Annotated in this window: 12 protein-coding genes, 2 tRNA genes and 1 pseudogene; 7 read left to right on the top strand and 8 right to left on the bottom strand. The window is 70.2% G+C overall.

Annotation, left to right across the window (positions count from 1 at the left end; all coding sequences use genetic code 11):
* The first annotated feature begins 133 nt into the window (after positions 1-133).
* From AB0D18_RS21075 to AB0D18_RS21095, 5 genes are all read left to right on the top strand, one after another.
* Positions 134-883: a hypothetical protein gene (locus tag AB0D18_RS21075; RefSeq protein ID WP_362420520.1), complete on the top strand. Its 750-nt coding sequence runs from the start codon at positions 134-136 to the stop codon at positions 881-883.
* A 96-nt stretch (positions 884-979) separates the two neighbouring features.
* The gene (locus AB0D18_RS21080; protein ID WP_362420713.1) at positions 980-1,891 is read left to right on the top strand and encodes an aminoglycoside phosphotransferase family protein; all 912 of its coding nucleotides are present in this window, start codon (positions 980-982) and stop codon (positions 1,889-1,891) included.
* Positions 1,892-1,893: 2 nt separating this feature from the next.
* Positions 1,894-2,589, top strand: coding sequence for a class I SAM-dependent methyltransferase (locus tag AB0D18_RS21085; RefSeq protein ID WP_362420523.1), 696 nt, complete (start codon positions 1,894-1,896; stop codon positions 2,587-2,589).
* Positions 2,590-2,611: 22 nt separating this feature from the next.
* A complete protein-coding gene (locus AB0D18_RS21090) occupies positions 2,612-3,160 on the top strand; it encodes an HAD domain-containing protein (protein WP_362420526.1) in 549 nt (182 codons plus the stop codon).
* Positions 3,161-3,210: 50 nt separating this feature from the next.
* Positions 3,211-4,017: a hypothetical protein gene (locus tag AB0D18_RS21095; protein ID WP_362420529.1), complete on the top strand. Its 807-nt coding sequence runs from the start codon at positions 3,211-3,213 to the stop codon at positions 4,015-4,017.
* Between the two features lie 590 nt (positions 4,018-4,607).
* On the opposite strand, the gene AB0D18_RS21100 is transcribed toward AB0D18_RS21095, so the two are convergent.
* Together AB0D18_RS21100 and AB0D18_RS21105 are read right to left on the bottom strand one after the other, a co-directional pair.
* Positions 4,608-5,048 (bottom strand): hypothetical protein, encoded by a 441-nt coding sequence (locus AB0D18_RS21100; RefSeq protein WP_362420532.1) that lies wholly within the window; start codon positions 5,046-5,048, stop codon positions 4,608-4,610.
* 167 nt (positions 5,049-5,215) lie between these two features.
* Positions 5,216-5,335, bottom strand: a tRNA-Ser gene (locus AB0D18_RS21105).
* On the opposite strand from AB0D18_RS21105, the pseudogene AB0D18_RS21110 reads away from it, so the two are divergent.
* Positions 5,300-5,533: pseudogene (locus tag AB0D18_RS21110) on the top strand (integrase); the annotation flags it as partial. The gene AB0D18_RS21105 and the pseudogene AB0D18_RS21110 sit on opposite strands and share 36 nt — an antisense overlap.
* A 42-nt stretch (positions 5,534-5,575) precedes the next feature.
* Here AB0D18_RS21110 and AB0D18_RS21115 read toward each other — a convergent pair.
* The 3 genes from AB0D18_RS21115 to AB0D18_RS21125 all read right to left on the bottom strand — a co-directional run bounded on the left by AB0D18_RS21115 (position 5,576) and on the right by AB0D18_RS21125 (position 8,359).
* A tRNA-Thr gene (locus AB0D18_RS21115) sits at positions 5,576-5,649 on the bottom strand.
* Positions 5,650-5,785: 136 nt separating this feature from the next.
* The gene (locus tag AB0D18_RS21120; RefSeq protein WP_362420535.1) at positions 5,786-7,369 is read right to left on the bottom strand and encodes an alpha/beta hydrolase; all 1,584 of its coding nucleotides are present in this window, start codon (positions 7,367-7,369) and stop codon (positions 5,786-5,788) included.
* A 72-nt stretch (positions 7,370-7,441) separates the two neighbouring features.
* Entirely contained in the window at positions 7,442-8,359 is a 918-nt protein-coding gene (locus AB0D18_RS21125) for a LysR family transcriptional regulator (RefSeq protein ID WP_362420538.1), read from the bottom strand.
* A gap of 286 nt (positions 8,360-8,645) precedes the next feature.
* Between AB0D18_RS21125 and AB0D18_RS21130 the strand changes: the two genes are divergently transcribed.
* Positions 8,646-9,359, top strand: a complete 714-nt coding sequence (locus AB0D18_RS21130) for a DUF6817 domain-containing protein (RefSeq protein WP_362420541.1) — start codon at positions 8,646-8,648, stop codon at positions 9,357-9,359.
* Here AB0D18_RS21130 and AB0D18_RS21135 read toward each other — a convergent pair.
* The 3 genes from AB0D18_RS21135 to topA form a co-directional block, all read right to left on the bottom strand.
* Entirely contained in the window at positions 9,274-10,479 is a 1,206-nt protein-coding gene (locus AB0D18_RS21135; protein WP_362420544.1) for a DNA polymerase III subunit delta', read from the bottom strand. The genes AB0D18_RS21130 and AB0D18_RS21135 overlap by 86 nt on opposite strands.
* Before the next feature lie 183 nt (positions 10,480-10,662).
* A complete protein-coding gene (gene tmk, locus AB0D18_RS21140; protein WP_362420547.1) occupies positions 10,663-13,839 on the bottom strand; it encodes a dTMP kinase in 3,177 nt (1,058 codons plus the stop codon).
* 286 nt (positions 13,840-14,125) lie between these two features.
* Entirely contained in the window at positions 14,126-16,939 is a 2,814-nt protein-coding gene (gene topA / locus AB0D18_RS21145; RefSeq protein WP_362420550.1) for a type I DNA topoisomerase, read from the bottom strand.
* Between the last annotated feature and the right edge of the window lie 95 nt (positions 16,940-17,034).

Consider the following 17,034-nt stretch of genomic DNA (forward strand, 5'->3'; position numbering starts at 1 on the left):
CAGCCGCCCGGAAACGGTCCCACTGTCATCCAGGTTCCCCCTTGGTCCGGGCGGCCCTCACGTTCCGTACGCCCTGTTCCGGGCCCGGGCATTCCTGTGCCCCGGGTCCGGCCGAAGAGAGACGGAGAAACCGGTGACCACCATCGACACCACGGCCATCACGGTCGAGCTGCCCGAGGCGTTCGACGCGCGCTGGAGCCGCTTGCCCGGCGTTCAGGTCGACGGCCGACGCCTCACGGTCGACCCGGCCGAGTACTTCTTCCGCTTCGAGTCGCACACCTGGCTCGTCGCAGACTGGAACCTGGTCAAGGATCAGCTCCTGGCGGCGGACGAGACCACCGAGAGCGCCGTCGAGCAGCTCGCGCTCGACTTCATCAAGCGGCACGGCGAGTCCACCTCGGACGCGGGCCGCGTGCTGGGCATCGCGTACGAGGTGTACGCGTACCTCTTCCGCGAGGAGCACCTGGCCGGCCTGGGCCTGCCGCAGGTCACCGCCGAGCATCAGCGGATGCTGCGGGAGGCGGCCACGCTCATGGCCCTCAACAAGGTCGAGCTGGACGGGCACATCTCCAACGTCGGGCCGTGCTGGTTCTTCCCCGCCGCCACCTCCGTCGTCTTCGACCTGGACGACGCGACCGGCGGCATGCTCGACGAGGTCTACCACGGGGGCTGGTTCAACGAGCACCGCCGGATCGAGGCCATCAAGGCACACGCCACGCTCGGCGGGCGGCTTGTGCACGGCTGCCAGTCGGTGCCCGACCAGACCGGCGGGGTCGTCGCCCCGTACGGCGCTTCGATGGCCAACTTCCGTGAGGACCTGGCTGAGTTCAAGGCGGACTGGATCGCGCGGGTCTACTCCCACCGCGTGACGCCCGGCCCGTAACCGCTCCCCCGGTAACCCCCGTACGGCTCCGGGGCGGGTCGGCGTCATCGCCCGCCCCGGGTGCCACCCACGTAAGGCGATTCCCGCATGAACCCCATGACCGCAGACCTCAGCACCGCGCTCCTCGCCGACCTGTGCGACCTCGCCGGACGCCCCCTGCCCACCCGGGAGGGCGTACGGGTGTGGTCGATGTCCGGCGTCGAGCGACTGACGTTCCCGGACGGCAGCACGGGCGTCTTCAAGTACGCCACCAGGCCCTTCGACAGCGAGGACCAGGCCCTGTGCCTCGCCCACACGCTCGGGGTGCCGGTGCCGCAGCTCGATGCCTCCGCCGTACGGGACGGCTGGCTCGGCATGCTCCTCGAAGACCTCGGCGAACCGGTACGGGGTGCCGAGGATATCGACGGGGCCGCCGCAGCCGTCGTCCTGCACAGCACCCGCGCCGCCTCCTCCCTGCCCTTGCTCGACCGGCAGGTGCTCCGATCCCTGCCCGGTCGAGCCCTGGATCACCTGCACCACCTCCGCAAGGCCGACCGCTGGCAGGAAACCGACGACCTGGAAACCGTCCTCGGCCAGATCGCACTGGCCGCCGACTCGCGAGCGGCCGGAGCGGCTATCGCGCCTTTCGGCTGGGTGCACTCCGAGTTCCACCCCACCAGCCTGCACATCGGCCCGCACGGCTGGCGGCTGCTCGACTTCGCCCGCGCTTTCACGGGTCCCGGCCTCCTCGACCTCGCCAGCTGGCACGGCACCGTCGACGCCCCCGACACCGTCGTGCTCCGCATCTTCCTGGAGCAGTACGTCACCGCGGGCGGTACCCCGGATGCCTTGGCCCAGCGGGGCGGGCTCAGCGCCCAGGCGTGGGCGCTGGGCTGGCACCGGATGTGGGCCGTCGAGTGGTTCATGGAGCAGGCCGTCCGCTGGATCAACGACCCGGCCACCGACCCCACGTACATCAAGGTCGTACGCCGCCACCTCACCGATGTCGCCCACCTCCTGGAGATCTAGTCGTGACCATCACCCAGGCGTCCCCCTGGCTCGCACACGCCCTGCAACGCGTCGCGGCCGGGCCCGCCGAAGCCCTCCCCGTACCGCTCCGGATGGAGTGGAGCACGTACCCCGGAAACGGTCCCGGCGCCGAAGTCCTCGGCCCCGACCTGCGACGCAGACGCCTGCTCGAACTCGGCTGCGGTACGGGACACAACGTCGCCCACCTCGCCGGCCATCACGCCGCCCACGTCACCGGCGTCGACGTGATCGGGCTCCAGGTCCGCCGCGCCCGCTCCCACTACGGACACCTGGGCGGGGCCTCCTTCGTCGCCAGCCACGCCCTCCACCACCTGCAAGCTACCGACCAGCGCTACGACGCGATCTACTCCGTCTTCGGCGCCATCGGCCTGATCGCCCCGCAACTCCTGCTGCCCGCACTCGCACAGCACCTGCTCCCCGGAGGCGTAGTCGCCTTCTCCGTCCCCCACCCGAGACGCGGAGGGCGACGCCCTTCCGGAAACGACCGCCCGTGCCGAGACCACGTCACGCTCCCCGACCGCACCCAAGTGCCGCTCGTGCGCTGGGAGTACGGCGCCGAACGCTGGGCCCGTCACCTCGGTCGAACCGGCCTCAACGTCACCACAGTCCGCGAGCTGCACGACCCCCGGCAGCACCGCTGGCCCGCGACCCTCCTCATCACCGCCCACAAGACCTGACCGACCCGACCCCGGAGGAACGATGCGTACGACGCCCTACCTCCTGCTGGACATCGACGGAGTCCTCGTACCCTTCCCGGCAAAGGACGGGAGCACCCCACCGACCCACACCCGCCACAACGTCGTCCCCACCGGCCACGATCCGGCCTCGCCGGTGACGATCTGGCTCGACCCCGCACACGGGCCCCTCCTCACCGACGTACTGAGGGCGGGCCTGGTCACACCGCTCTGGTGCACGAGCTGGCGGCAGGACGCGACCACCATGGTCGGCCCCCTCCTCGGGCTGCCAACCTTCCCGTACGTCGAACTGCCGCGCCCCCGGATCACCACCAGCCACCCCAACGGCTACCTCTGGAAGCGCGACTTTGTGAGTGCCTGGCTCGGAGACACTTCTGTGGTGTGGATCGACGACGACTTCACCCGCCTCGACCACGAGTGGGCGGCATCCCGCACCGCCCACGGCTCCCCGACACTGCTCGTACAGCCCGACCCGTACATCGGCATCGAGCCCGAGCACTTGGCAAGGGCGCGTGAGTGGGCGAACAGATCGCTGGGGCTACCGGTCTCGTAGGCGAAACGCACTGTTTCCCATTGGCGGCTCGACCGACATGATGGGCTGTCGTGAAGGACCTCGTGATTCCTCTCGTCATCGCAGTGATCGGGCTGGCTGCAACTGGGCTGGGCGCCATCGTTGGAGCGCGAGCAGCGAGATTCGGCGCCGAGAGGAACGCCGAAACGGTACGGCGCCAAGTGCAGGACCAGGGCGCTGTGGAGCACGGCCACTGGCTGAGGCAACAGCGGCTCATTACGTACGAGACCTTCCTGGAAGCCTGGGACGAATGTCTTCGCCTCACCCGGGCTTCGGGGCGTGCGGACGACCCAGATTCAACAGGCATGGAGGAACTACGAACAGCCGCGGACCGTATGGCCGAGCGTGCGCGGCGCATAGCAATCTTGGGGCCTGATGAAGTCACTTACGCGGCTGAGGACTTGACGGTGACCATGCAGGAGGATGTCGAGGTCTCCACTCGTTTCATTAAGGCAGCCCAGGATGCGATAGCGGCAGTCGACGGCCGTCCAGTTCGTGCCGATGTCATGGCTGAGGCGACTGAGGAGTACAGGCTACGTACGGAACAGCTCAGGGAGCTCGTCAGTACTTATCGGGACCAAGGGCGGGGCCTACGGGACCTTGATGGCCATCCTCTGCTGAGAGAGGTGATGGCGAGCATCGAGCAGTACCAGCAAATTTCCAGGGAAGCGCGCGGAGCGCTGTCGGAGAACGTCGAACGACTGTCCGCGACCATGGACGAGGCATTTGCAATGGTGGGCGTACTTGAGCGAAACAAGGAAGGACGGGAGCTCAGCCGGGAACGCTTCACGAGCATGGCGCGGAAGGCCCTCGGCACACCCCCTGGGCCTGGACAATAGGCAGAAAAGGGAAGACGAGCCTGGTCCCCCTCCCTCACGTCGGGGAAGAACACCGCCGAGGCCACCGCCAAGCTGGTCCCGCTCCAGCACAGGGCCCAAGGCGGAAGAGACAGACCGAAAGGCCGCCAAGAGGGCGAAGGCCGAGGCCAAGGCGAAAGACCCGGCCAACGGCAAGAAGAAGTGTGGACGTCAGAAGCCCGACAAGTAGGCTGTAGGCCCCTCCCCGCTCACGCAGGCACTTCCACGGCACCCCCGCCGTGTATCCGTCACGCCCCTGGACATGGAAAAGCCCCAGGTCACGGCGAGTGAGTCCTGGGGCTGATCCAGGCCGCCTTCGGGATTCGAACCTGAGACCTACGCATTACGAGTTGTCCGACCTTGTTCCGAGGGCGTCCGCTCGCATCCTGGCCGGGTACTTCACCCCAGGTCAGAGCGGTGGCGAACGCTCGCAGACGTCATCGGACCCTCCCGGAAATAGCGCTGTCTGAGACCAACACTGAGACCAGAGACGGACCGTCGACTAGGCCGCGCCATCGGGGTGTGGTCAACGGCGTACGAGATGGGAGCTGGGGAGGGTGGTGAGTTAAGGACTACTGCGCAGCGCCATGGCCCTCAACAGCGCGGATTCGGTTGCCCTTTGAATCACGGCGAGTGCGAGCAGACGACTCGAAGAACCCTCCGACGCCAAGCAGGGAGAAAGGCGCCGCTCCGGCAGCACACCACCACCAGTAGCCGCCATTACTTGCGGCAAGCCACCAGAGAAACGATCCGGCCACGGCTAGAAGGACAGCCAGGACCATTCCGGATAGGTCGCGCGTCTTGTCACGCTGATCCGCAACGTAGCTGGCCACAGCCTCTTCAATGCTGTTCTGCAACGCAGGGCGCTGCTCACTGGCCTCCGGCAGGAGTACCCACACCTCAAGATCGCGCTTGACGTCATCCATCACGTGTCGAGCGCGACGCCCTTGAATAATCAAAGCTACAACACCGCATACCGCCACAACGGCTGCTGCCATCGGCTGATAGTTCATAGTCGAATGATGCTCGCCAGAGTCTTCGCACGTCTCGAAGTTCGCACCATCGTTGTGCCCCACCCGTACCCCATCGACCGGTATCTGACGGGGAACCACGGATGCTGACGGCAGCGTGCACGAGAACGGAACCTGGCCGTTTCACAAGGTCAGAGGCCGTTCACCTGCGGTGGGTGTGGGATTTGAACCCACGGTGACATCGCTGCCATGACGGTTTTCAAGACCGTCACGCGTGGAGGGCCCGTAGCAGCACGATCCTGAACGAGTTGGGCGTCGACATGCCCACCATCATGGAGATCCTGCGGCACACCCAGATCAGTCAGACCCGGCGGTACGTGAAGGGCCGATCCCACCTGTCGAAGAACGCGATGCGACGCATGGGCGAGTTCTTCGCTCCCCCGTGATCAGGCACGAATGAGACCAAAACTGAGACCGCAGACACCCGTGAGGCCCGCGCCCGACGTAGACGCCGCCTCCGGGCATGAAAAAGCCCCAGGTCACGGCGAGTGAGTCCTGGGGCTGATCCGGGCCGCCTTCGGGATTCGAACCCGAGACCTACGCATTACGAGTGCGTTGCTCTGGCCAGCTGAGCTAAGGCGGCATCGCTACCGTTCACACCATGGTGCGATCAGCAGCGGAGCCAAGTCTACACAGTTTCCGGGGGTGCTCCGCACACCCCCGGAACAGTGGACTCCGTGCAGGTCAGGAGGGGGGTCGGGGACGGGTCGGGGAAGGGGTCAGGAGCACTGCTTGCCTTCCTTGGGAGGGGTGCCTTCCAGGAGGTAGGTGTTGATCGTCGTGTCGATGCAGTCGCTGCCGCGGCCGTACGCGGTGTGGCCGTCGCCGTCGTACGAGAGGAGGGTGCCGGTGGCGAGCTGGCCGGCGAGGGCCTTGGCCCACTTGTACGGGGTGGCGGGGTCGCGCGTGGTGCCGACCACAACGATCGGGGCGGCTCCCTTCGCCTCGATGCGGTGGGGCTTGCCGGTGGCCTCGACCGGCCAGGAGGCGCAGTTCAGGGAGGCCCAGGCGAGTCCTTCGCCGAAGACCGGGGAGGCCTTCTCGAAGGAGGGGAGGGCGGACTTGACGTCGGCGGGGGAGGTGAAGGCAGGGGGGAGGTCGAGGCAGTTGACGGCGGTGTTGGCGTACATGAGGTTGGCGTACTTGCCGTGCGAGTCGCGCTCGTAGTAGCTGTCGGCGAGGGCCAGGAGGCCGTTGCCGTTGCCCCCCTGGGCGGCCGTGAGCGCGGCGCTGAGCTGCGGCCAGGCCCCTTCGTCGTACATCGCGGCGATCACGCCCGTGGTGGCGAGGGCCTCGCCGAGCGGGCGGCTCTTGTCCCTGGTGGGGACGGGCTTGGCGTCGAGCGCGGCGAAGAGCTCCTTGAGGCGGGTGGCGGCCTGCGCCGGAGTGCCGGTGCCGAGGGGGCAGGTCTGCCGCTTGACGCAGTCGGCGGCGAAGGACTGGAAGGCGGTCTCGAAGCCCGCGGTCTGGTCGCGGTTCATGTCGCGGGAGGCCAGGGACGGGTCCATGGCGCCGTCGAGGACCAGGCGGCCGGTGCGGTCGGGGAAGAGTTCGGCGTACGTGGCTCCCAGGAAGGTGCCGTACGAGGCACCCACGTACTGGAGCTTCTCGTCGCCGAGGATCTCGCGCAGGACGTCCATGTCGCGGGCCGCCTCGACGGTGGAGACGTGCGGCAGGACGCGCTTGGAGCGCTGTTCGCAGCCTGCGGCGAAGGTGTCGTACGCGGTCGAGAGCCTGGCGATCTCGGCCGCGTCGTCCGGGGTCTGGTCGACCTGCGTGTGCGCGTCCATCTCCGGCCCCGTCAGGCACTCGACGGGCTCGCTGCGGGCGACGCCGCGGGGGTCGACGGCGACCATGTCGTAGCGGGCGCGCACCGGCGCGGGGTAGCCGAGGGCGGCGTACGCCTGGAGGTAGCCAATCGCGGAACCACCCGGTCCGCCCGGGTTGACCAGCAGCGATCCGATGCGCTTGCCGGGGCCCGTGGCCTTCTTGCGGGAGACGGCGAGCTTGATGTCGCCGCTGCCGACGTTCCCGTCGCCTGGCTTGGCGTAGTCGAGCGGCACCTTCATGGTCGAGCACTCGAAGCCGGGGACGCCGCACGCCCGCCAGCTCAACTTCTGCGTGTAGTACGGGGCAAGGGCCGCCCGGTCCTCGCCCTGGACCTTCCCCTGCGCAGAGGTGGACACGGTGCGGCTCGGCGACGGGGACGACGTCGTACCGGACGAGCAGCCGAAGGAGCCGAGCAGAAGGCCGGTCGTGGCGAACAGGGTGGCGGAGGTGAGGAGCAGGCGCCTGGTATCCATGTCCGGAGCGTAGTGGGATTGTTACTCGGGGTGTACCTCGGCCGGGTGCGGTTGCCCGTACGAGTGAGGCGGTCAACCGTGGGCTCCGTGGCCGGACGGGAAGACCTCGTCGCAGCTTGCCTCCACCGTGTCGGCGAAGGCGCGGGCGAGTGGGGACAGGGCTTCCCAGCGGCGCACGGCCCAGCCCGTCCAGAGGGTGGGCAGTTCGGGGACGGGGATCAGCCGCAGGTGGGGGTGGGCGGGGCCGTGCCAGCCGGGCAGGTCGGGGACGATCGCGTGGCCCAGGCCGAGTTCGGCCAGCAGGATCGCGGTGTCCCAGTCGGCGACGCTGGTGTCGGAGGTCGGCTCGATGCCGGACGCCGCGAACCAGGTGTCCAGGCGGGAGCGGGAAGTGGCGTTCTCGGGCAGGCCGATCAGCCTGATGTGCGCCAAGTCGGCCATGTCGATACGGGACTTGGCGGCGAGCGGGTCGTCGGCGGCCACGGCGAGCACCCAGGGAAGCTCGACGACGGGGCGCTGCTCGATGCCGCGGACCGGCTCGCCCAGGGTGATCCAGGCCAGATCGAGGCCGCCCGCGAGGAGCGCGTCGAAGCAGCCGCGGCTGGAGTGCGTGGTCTGGAACTCCAGGCTGACGTGCGGGAATTGACGGCGGAAGGCGACCACGGCAGCGGACATGAAGTGGCGGACCGTGGTCGCACCGGTGGTGATCCGCACCGAGCCGCCCTCACCTCGCACCAGGTCCCGCAGGCGGCGCAGGGCGTGGTCGATGTCGCCGAGCCCGCCGGCCGCCGCGCTGTGCAGGAGCTGCCCGGCGGGGGTCGGCACCACTCCGCGCGGATGGCGCTCCAGCAGCGCGATGCCGGTCTCCCGTTCCAGGCGCTTGATGTGCTGGCTCACCGCGGACTGCGTGCAGCACAGCTCGCGGGCAACGGCGCTGAGGCTGCCGCTGCGGCACACGGCGACGAAGACGCGGAGGTCGTCGAGGGTCATGGGCGGTGAAGCTACAGCTTGGGGGTGGGGAAGGAAACCCGAGGATTGACTTGAGTGTGGGGCGGGCGGGACGATCCTTTCCGGGCCCAAGGCGGCAACCCGGCTGACTCCCTCGCACTGCTCCGGACGGTGGGCGGGGGCCGGCCGGGTGCCGACCCCCGGCCGGCCCACTTGCCGTGCGGCACCGCATCCGCATCCGTGCCCGTGCCCGTATCCGCGCCCGTATCCGCGCCCGTATCCGTGCCCGTACCCGTGTGAACTCCGGCCGTCGGAAAGGAAGTCACCGATGAACCCCGACACCGAACGCACCGGACACGCCAGTCACACCCACCACGCCGGCCACCCCGATCAGGCCGTCCGCGCCGCCTTGCGGCTCCTGCGCGAGCACGGTGCCGACACCCTCGACCACCCCGGCGGCACCCTCCTGGCCCACCTGGAGCGCGTACAGCAACAACTGGCCCGCTGGGGCGCCCGCCCTGCACTGCAACTCGCGGGCCTGTGCCATGCGTTCTACGGCACCGACGGCTTCGCCCCCGTCCTGCTGCCACCCGACCGGCGCGAACCGCTGCGGGCCGCGATCGGCCCCGAGGCCGAGGCCGTCGTCCACTTCTACGCGAGCTGCGACCGGCGGGCCACGTACCCCGTGCTCACCGACCCCGCCATGCGCTTCACTGACAGGTTCACCGGCATCGGCCGCGTCCCCGCCCGCCAGGAGAAGCAGGACTTCGCGGAACTCACCGCGGCCAACGAACTCGACATCGCGCGCATCGACGACGCCTTCCGCGAGCGCTGCGGAGCAGACCTCCTGAAGCTGTTCACCAGGTTCGGCCCCCTGCTGAGCCCTGCGGCCCGGCAGGACTGCACGGCCGTACTGGACCGCTCCGTGTCCAGGCCCCTTCTCCCCCCTCCCCTCCTCAGCCCGCCCTCAGGGACACCGCCATCGCCTCGACCGCCAGCAGCGGCGCCACGTTCCGATCCAGGGCCTGGCGGCAGGCGATGATCGCCTCGATGCGGCGGAGGGTCCGCTCGGGAGTGGAGTCGCGGGCGATGCGGTCCAGCGAGTCCCGTACGTCCTCGTTGGCGAGGGCCACCGACGAGCGGAGCTGAAGGGCGAGAACGTCGCGGTAGAAGCCGGTCAGGTCCGTGAGGGCGAGGTCGAGGCTGTCGCGCTGCGTACGGGTGGAGCGGCGCTTCTGGCGGTCGGCGAGCTCCTTCATCGCACCCGCCGTACCGCGCGGCATCCGGCCGCCGGACGAGGCTCCGAGGGCCTGCTTCAGGTCCTCGGTCTCCTTCTCGTCCACGTCCTCGGCGACCTGCTTGGCGTCCTCGCCCGCCGCGTCGACCAGTTCCTGGGCGGCCTTCAGGCAGCCGCCGATGTCGTCCACTCGGAGGGGGAAGCGCAGCACCGTGGCCCGGCGGTCGCGGGCGCGCTCGTCCGTGGCCAGGCGGCGGGCGCGGCCGATGTGGCCCTGGGTCGCTCGGGCGGCGGTCATCGCCGCTTCGGGGTCGATTCCGTCCCGCCGTACGAGAACGTCGGCGACGGCCGTCACGGACGGCGTGCTGAGCGTGAGGTGCCGGCAGCGGGAGCGGATCGTCGGCAGTACGTCTTCGAGGGAGGGCGCGCAGAGCAGCCAGACCGTACGGGGAGCGGGCTCCTCGACGGCCTTCAGGAGTACGTTGCCCGCGCCCTCGGTGAGGCGGTCGGCGTCCTCCAGGACGATGACCTGCCAGCGGCCGACCGCCGGAGAGAGCTGGGCGCGGCGGACCAGGTCGCGGGTCTCCTTCACACCGATGGAGAGGAGATCGGTGCGGACGATCTCCACGTCGGCGTGCGTCCCGATGAGGGTGGTGTGGCAGCCGTCGCAGAACCCGCAGCCGGGAATGCCGCCCATCGCCCGGTCGGGGCTGGTGCACTGGAGGGCGGCCGCGAAGGCGCGGGCGGCGGTGGAACGGCCGGAGCCGGGCGGTCCTGTGAACAGCCAGGCGTGCGTCATCTTCGACGCGTCGGCGGCGGTCCCGCCCGCCGACTGGGTGGTGACCTGCGCATCGGCGTCCCTGGCCGCACCGGCCAGCTGCTCCTGGACGCGCTCCTGCCCGACCAGGTCGTCCCATACGGTCATACCGCTCCCACCTCACGACCTCACCGCCCCGGTGCGGGGCCCGGTCTCCATTGTGGGCGACGCCACTGACAACGGTGACCGGTGGCTCTTCAGCCCGTCCGGCGTCCGCACGGACGGAGACCGTGCAGGGGGTCCGGGAGCTTGCCCCCCCATTCCGGCCCGCCCCCGTTTCAGCCCGCCCCGTCAGGGACGGCGCTTGCCCTCGTCCGCCTCGTCCTGGCCGCCCAGCAGCTCGTCCGCCAGCGACGGCAGGTCGTCCAGCGGCGTCTCCTCCGCCCAGTCCGACCGACGACGCGGCCGGTCCCGGTCGGAGCGCTCCGAACGCTCCGGTCCGCCACCCTGCGGGTTGGCCGGGTCGAACTGGGGAAGCTCCTGCGTCCGGCCCTCCCCCGCCTCGTCGCGGAAGTACCCCGGCGGAACCCGGTCGGCCGCACCCGAGCCCGCACCCGAGCCCGCACCCGAGCGAGAGCCTGCGCCGGAGCGAGAGCCTGCGCCCGAGCCCTCCCCCGCATCCCGTACCGCCGGCAGCACCGCCGTCTCGTCCGAGTCCCGTACCGCCGGCAGCACCGTCGTCTCGTCCGCCGCCCCGCCCACCGGCGGCTTCGGCGCCCCGTCCGCCGGCGGCTTCGGCGCCCCGTCCGCCGGCGGCTTCGGCGCCCCGTCCGCCGGCGGCTTCGGCGCCTCGTCCGCCTTCGTCAGATCCAGCCGTGCGACCGGAGTCTGCAGCGTCGTCTCGTTGTCGGGCTCCGGCACCCGGACAGCTGCCGCCGCCGCAGAGGCCGCCGCTGCCGCCGACGCGGCTGCCCGCGCCTCCTCCGCCCGCAGCAGCGCCTCTTCCGCCTTGCGCTGCTTCTCGCGGCGGCGTTCCTCCGCCTCCGCGTGCAGCCGGGCTTCCTCCTCGGCCTGCTTGCGGAGCCGTTCCTGCTCCGCCGCCCGCGCCTTGGCCTCGGCCTCGCGGCGTACCCGCTCCTCCTCGGCCTGCCGGCGCGCCTCCTCGGCACGCTGACGGGCCTCCTCGGCCTGCCGCTCCGCCTCGCGCAGCCGCGCTTCCTCGATCTCGCGGCGCTTGCGCTCCTCCTCCTCGGCACGCAGCCGGGCGAGGTGTTCCTGCCGCTCGCGCTCAACCCGCTCCTCCTCGGCCTTGCGCGCGGCCTCCTCCTCGGCGAGGCGTCGCGCCTCTTCCTCGGCGGCCTTGCGGGCGGCTTCCTGGGCGGCGATCTCCTGCTCGGACAGGGGCAGCATCCGGTCGAGCCGGTGCCGTACGACCGTGGTCACCGCCTCGGGCTCCTGGCCCGCGTCCACCACCAGATAGCGGCTCGCGTCCGACGCCGCCAGCGTCAGGAACCCGGCCCGCACGCGCGCGTGGAACTCCGGCGGCTCCGACTCCAGCCGGTCCGGCGCCTCCGTGAAGCGCTCGCGCGCCGTCTCGGGCGACACGTCCAGCAGAACCGTCAGATGCGGTACGAGACCGTGGGTCGCCCACCGCGACATGCGCGCGATCTCGGTCGGAGCCAGGTCCCTGCCCGCCCCCTGGTACGCCACCGACGAGTCGATGTACCGGTCGGTGATGACGATCGCGCCGCGCTCCAGCGCGGGCCGTACGACCGAATCCACGTGCTCCGCACGGTCCGCGGCGTACAGCAGCGCCTCCGCACGGTTCGAAAGTCCCGCGCTCGACACGTCCAGCAGGATCGACCGCAGCCGCTTGCCGATCGGCGTCGCACCCGGCTCCCGCGTCACCACGACCTCGTGGCCCTTGGCCCTTATCCAGTCGGCGAGCGCCTTGGCCTGGGTGGACTTCCCCGCGCCGTCGCCGCCCTCCAGAGCGATGAAGAAGCCGGTCGCGGACGGCGCCTGCGCAGGCTCCCCACCGCGGATCGCCTCGCGCAGATCACGTCGCAGGGGCACCCCCTGCCGGTCGTCCGCCTTGGCGAGCACGAGCGCGGCCACGGGCAGCAGCAACGCTCCCACCAGCATCAATGTGTACGCGGCCCCGCCGCCCTGGACCAAGACGAAGCTTCCGCTCTCCAGCCGGTGCAGACCGATCGCAGCGGCCAGCAGCGGTCCCGCGAGCACGCCGATCGCACCACAGACACGTACGACCGCCTGCAGGTGCTCCGTCGTACGGGCCTGGCGGTAGTCCTCGGTCTCCAGGTCGAGCAGGGTGTGCCCGGTGTTCGCGGCGACGCCCGCCGCGACGCCCGCGAGGAGCGCGAGCAGCAGCACGGTGGTGGTGTCCGGGACCAGCCCCATGGCCAGCAGCGCGACCCCGGTGACGGCGATCGCGAGAGCAAGGAGACGGCGGCGCGACAGCGTCGGAAGGATCTTGGCGGCACTGCGGATGCCGATGCCCACTCCCGCCGCGAGGGCGAGGACGAGCAGTGCGAACACGGCGGGCCCGCGTCCGAGATCACGCGCGTGCAGTACGAAGACGGCTCCGGCGGCAGCGACCGACATGGTGACGGCGGCGCACGCCAGAACGAGAAGTGCGATGGCTCCGGTACGCCCCTTGTCGGGCCCGTTCCCGGTGCTCGGACGGCGCAGCCCCTCCAGTGGGGAACGCGCCCGCGGCGTCTGCACATCGGGCAGTTCCAGCAGTACGAGCGTGGATACGGAAGCGGCGAAGAGCCCTGCGGCGAAGTACGAACCGAGCGCCGCCTGGTGGTGCGCGAACCAGTCGATGCCGGTGCCGAGCAGCCGCGCGAGCAGTACCGCGACGAGAAGCGCGGCAGCGGCCAGCGGGATCGCCGCGAAGCTCGTACGGAGGGACAGCCTCCGCAGCGCGTCGAGGTGATCCGGAAGCGGCCGTACCGCAGCGCCCTCCATGGGCGGCGTGGGCAGCAGCGCGGGTGCGGCGCTCTCCCTGGCCACGGTCCAGAGCCGCTCGGCGACGCCTGTCACGAACACGGTCACCAGCAGCATCGCCGTCGCGTTCGACGGCACCCAGACCACCCACAGGGGGGCGACGACCAGCAGCGCGAGCCGCAGACCGTCGGCGGCGAGCATCGCCCAGCGCCGGTCCAGCGGCCCGCCGGGCGCGACGAGCGCGGAGACGGGACCGAGCAGTACGGCCCCGAACAGGAGCGTGGCGAGAATGCGCGCACCGAACACGGCGGCCACGGCGAAGGCGTCGGCCCGATAGTCACCTCCGAAGACATCCCGGAGGCCTGATGCCTCCAGCGTCAGCAGGAGGAGGACAAGGAGGGCGAGAGCATCCCCGACACCGCCGACGAGCTGTGCGCTCCACAGCCGTTTCAACGGCTGATGGCGCAGAAGAGCCCGTACGGCTCGCTCGCGTGAGTCTGCGGCTAGTGCGTCGGAGGTGGGGCTCACGACCGTTGGCTGCTCGGCTCGCGTCATCCCGCCAGCCTATCCGCAGTCCCGGGACAGCATGCGCGGGTACTCGAACTGACGTCTGGACGGGCCCACACGCGCGGGCCGGCGTGCGTCGTGCGGGTGCGTCGTGGCTGGGCGGCGGGCACGTGCGGGTGGGTCGTGGCTGATCGCGCAGTTCCCCGCGCCCCTAAAAGCCTGCCCCTCAGCCCCCTAGCCTCCTTGGGCAGCGGGGCCGCCCCCGGGGGCGGAACGGGTGGGCAAGGGGGCGGCCCCCACGCGGAGCACGCCCCCTCACGACCGCCGACGCGCCCTACTCGGACGGAGCCGCCGCCTTCTTGGCCGGAGCCTTCTTCGCGGCAGCAGTCTTCTTCGCCGCCGTCGCCGAAGACGCCGTCTTCTTGGCCGCCGTCTTCTTAGCGGCAGCCTTCTTCGCAGGAGCCTTCTTGGCCACCTTCTTGGCCGTCTTCTTCGCCGGCCCCTTGGCCCGCTTCTCCGCCAGCAGCTCGTACCCGCGCTCGGGCGTGATCTCCTCCACGCTGTCGCCGGACCGCAGCGTCGCGTTCGTCTCGCCGTCCGTCACGTACGGACCGAAACGACCGTCCTTGACGACGACCGGACGCTCGCTCACCGGGTCCGTGCCCAGCTCCTTCAGCGGCGGCTTGGCCGCGGCCCGCCCACGCTGCTTCGGCTGGGCGTAAATGGCCAGCGCCTCCTCCACCGTGATGGCGAAGAGCTGGTCCTCGGTCTCCAGCGACCGCGAGTCCGTCCCCTTCTTGAGGTACGGCCCGTACCGCCCGTTCTGCGCGGTGATCTCGACGCCTTCCGCGTCCACACCCACGACCCGCGGCAGCGACATCAGCTTCAGCGCGTCCGCCAGCGTCACCGTGTCCAGCGACATCGACTTGAACAGCGAAGCAGTCCGCGGCTTGATCGCGTTCTTGCCCGTCTTCGGGGTGCCCTCGGGCAGGATCTCCGTGACGTACGGCCCGTAACGGCCGTCCTTCGCGACGATCTGCCGGCCCGTCTCCGGGTCCGCACCCAGCTCGAAGTCGCCGCTCGGCTTGGCCAGCAGCTCCTCCGCGTACTCCACGGTCAGCTCGTCCGGCGCCATGTCGTCCGGGACGTCCGCACGCTGGTGGTTCTCCGCGTCCTTCTCGCCCCGCTCGACGTACGGCCCGTAACGGCCGACCCGCAGCACGATCCCGTCGCCCACCGGGAAGGACGAGATCTCCCGCGCGTCGATCGCGCCGAGGTCCGTCACCAGCTCCTTGAGACCACCCAGGTGGTCCCCGTCGCCGTTGCCCGCGTCGGACGCGACGCCCGTCGCCTCGCCCTCGCCGAAGTAGAAGCGCCTCAGCCACGGCACGGACTTCGCCTCGCCCCGCGCGATGCGGTCGAGGTCGTCCTCCATCCGCGCGGTGAAGTCGTAGTCGACGAGCCGGCCGAAGTGCGTCTCCAGCAGGTTGACCACGGCGAACGAGAGGAAGGACGGGACCAGTGCCGTGCCCTTCTTGAAGACGTAACCGCGGTCCAGGATCGTGCCGATGATCGAGGCGTAGGTGGACGGACGCCCGATCTCGCGCTCTTCCAGCTCCTTGACCAGCGAGGCCTCGGTGTAACGGGCCGGCGGCTTCGTCGCGTGGCCGTCGACCGTGATCTCCTCGGCGCCGAGCGCATCGCCCTCGGCGACCTGCGGGAGGCGCCGCTCGCGGTCGTCCAGCTCCGCGTTCGGATCATCGGCGCCTTCGACGTACGCCTTCATGAAGCCGTGGAAGGTGATCGTCTTGCCGGACGCCGAGAACTCGGCGGTGCGGCCGTCCGAGGCCTGGCCCGCGATCTTCACGGTCACCGAGTTGCCGACCGCGTCCTTCATCTGGGAGGCGACGGTCCGCTTCCAGATCAGCTCGTAGAGCCGGAACTGGTCGCCGGTCAGACCGGTCTCGGCAGGGGTGCGGAAACGGTCGCCCGACGGGCGGATCGCCTCGTGCGCCTCCTGCGCGTTCTTGACCTTTCCGGCGTACGTGCGCGGCTTGTCCGGCAGGTAGTCGGCGCCGTACAGCTGCGTCACCTGGGCGCGGGCGGCGGTGATCGCGGTGCCGGACAGCGTCGTGGAGTCCGTACGCATGTAGGTGATGAAGCCGTTCTCGTACAGCTTCTGGGCCACCTGCATGGTCGACTTCGCGCCGAATCCCAGCTTGCGGGACGCCTCCTGCTGGAGGGTCGTCGTACGGAAGGGGGCGTACGGCGAACGGCGGTACGGCTTGGACTCGACCGAGCGCACCGCGAAGGAGGAGTCGGCGAGGGAGGCGGCCAGGGCCCGTGCATTCGCCTCATCGAGGTGCAGGACGTCGCTCTTCAATTGTCCGACCGAGCTGAAGTCACGGCCCTGGGCGATGCGCCTGCCGTCGACCGTCGTCAGGCGGGCGACCAGAGAGGACGGGTCGGAGGCGTCCCCGGTGCGTCCGGTGGAGAACGTACCGGTGAGGTCCCAGTACTCAGCAGAACGAAAAGCGATGCGCTCGCGTTCCCGGGCGACCACAAGTCGGGTGGCGACGGACTGCACACGGCCCGCCGACAGCTTCGGCATGACCTTCTTCCACAGGACCGGCGACACCTCGTAGCCGTACAGCCGGTCGAGGATGCGCCGGGTCTCCTGCGCGTCGACCATCGGCTTGTTCAGCTCGCGGGGGTTCGAGACCGCCTCGCGGATCGCGTCCTTGGTGATCTCGTGGAAGACCATCCGGTGGACCGGGACCTTGGGCTTCAGGACCTCCTGGAGGTGCCACGCGATGGCTTCGCCCTCGCGGTCCTCATCGGTGGCCAGGAAGAGTTCGTCCGACTCGGCCAGCAGCTCCTTGAGCTTCTTGACCTGCGCCTTCTTGTCGGAGTTCACGACGTAGATGGGCTGGAAGTCGTTCTCGACGTCGACCCCGAGACGACGGACCTCGCCGGTGTACTTGTCCGGCACCTCGGCGGCGCCGTTCGGGAGGTCGCGGATGTGCCCGACGCTCGCCTCGACTACGTATCCGGGGCCGAGGTAGCCCTTGATCGTCTTCGCCTTGGCAGGCGACTCGACGATGACGAGTCGGCGGCCGCCATGTGCGGTCTCGCTGGTCGGGGACAACTTGGCTCTTCTCTCCGGTCGACACTCGGTGGTCACAAGTGGTGGTCGATGCCCGTCCGGCACGGCTGTGCCGGACGCATAACGCTGCGGAGTGT

It is taken from the genome of Streptomyces sp. NPDC048442, assembly GCF_040651475.1.
Taxonomy (GTDB): domain Bacteria; phylum Actinomycetota; class Actinomycetes; order Streptomycetales; family Streptomycetaceae; genus Streptomyces.

Coding starts and splice junctions, on each gene's coding strand:
- tmk (WP_362420547.1), bottom strand. CDS start 13,839: ATGACGCGAGCCGAGCAGCCAACGGTCGTGAGCCCCACCTCCGACGCA.
- AB0D18_RS21080 (WP_362420713.1), top strand. CDS start 980: ATGACCGCAGACCTCAGCACCGCGCTCCTCGCCGACCTGTGCGACCTC.
- AB0D18_RS21090 (WP_362420526.1), top strand. CDS start 2,612: ATGCGTACGACGCCCTACCTCCTGCTGGACATCGACGGAGTCCTCGTA.
- AB0D18_RS21125 (WP_362420538.1), bottom strand. CDS start 8,359: ATGACCCTCGACGACCTCCGCGTCTTCGTCGCCGTGTGCCGCAGCGGC.
- AB0D18_RS21100 (WP_362420532.1), bottom strand. CDS start 5,048: ATGAACTATCAGCCGATGGCAGCAGCCGTTGTGGCGGTATGCGGTGTT.
- AB0D18_RS21135 (WP_362420544.1), bottom strand. CDS start 10,479: ATGACCGTATGGGACGACCTGGTCGGGCAGGAGCGCGTCCAGGAGCAG.
- AB0D18_RS21130 (WP_362420541.1), top strand. CDS start 8,646: ATGAACCCCGACACCGAACGCACCGGACACGCCAGTCACACCCACCAC.
- AB0D18_RS21120 (WP_362420535.1), bottom strand. CDS start 7,369: ATGGATACCAGGCGCCTGCTCCTCACCTCCGCCACCCTGTTCGCCACG.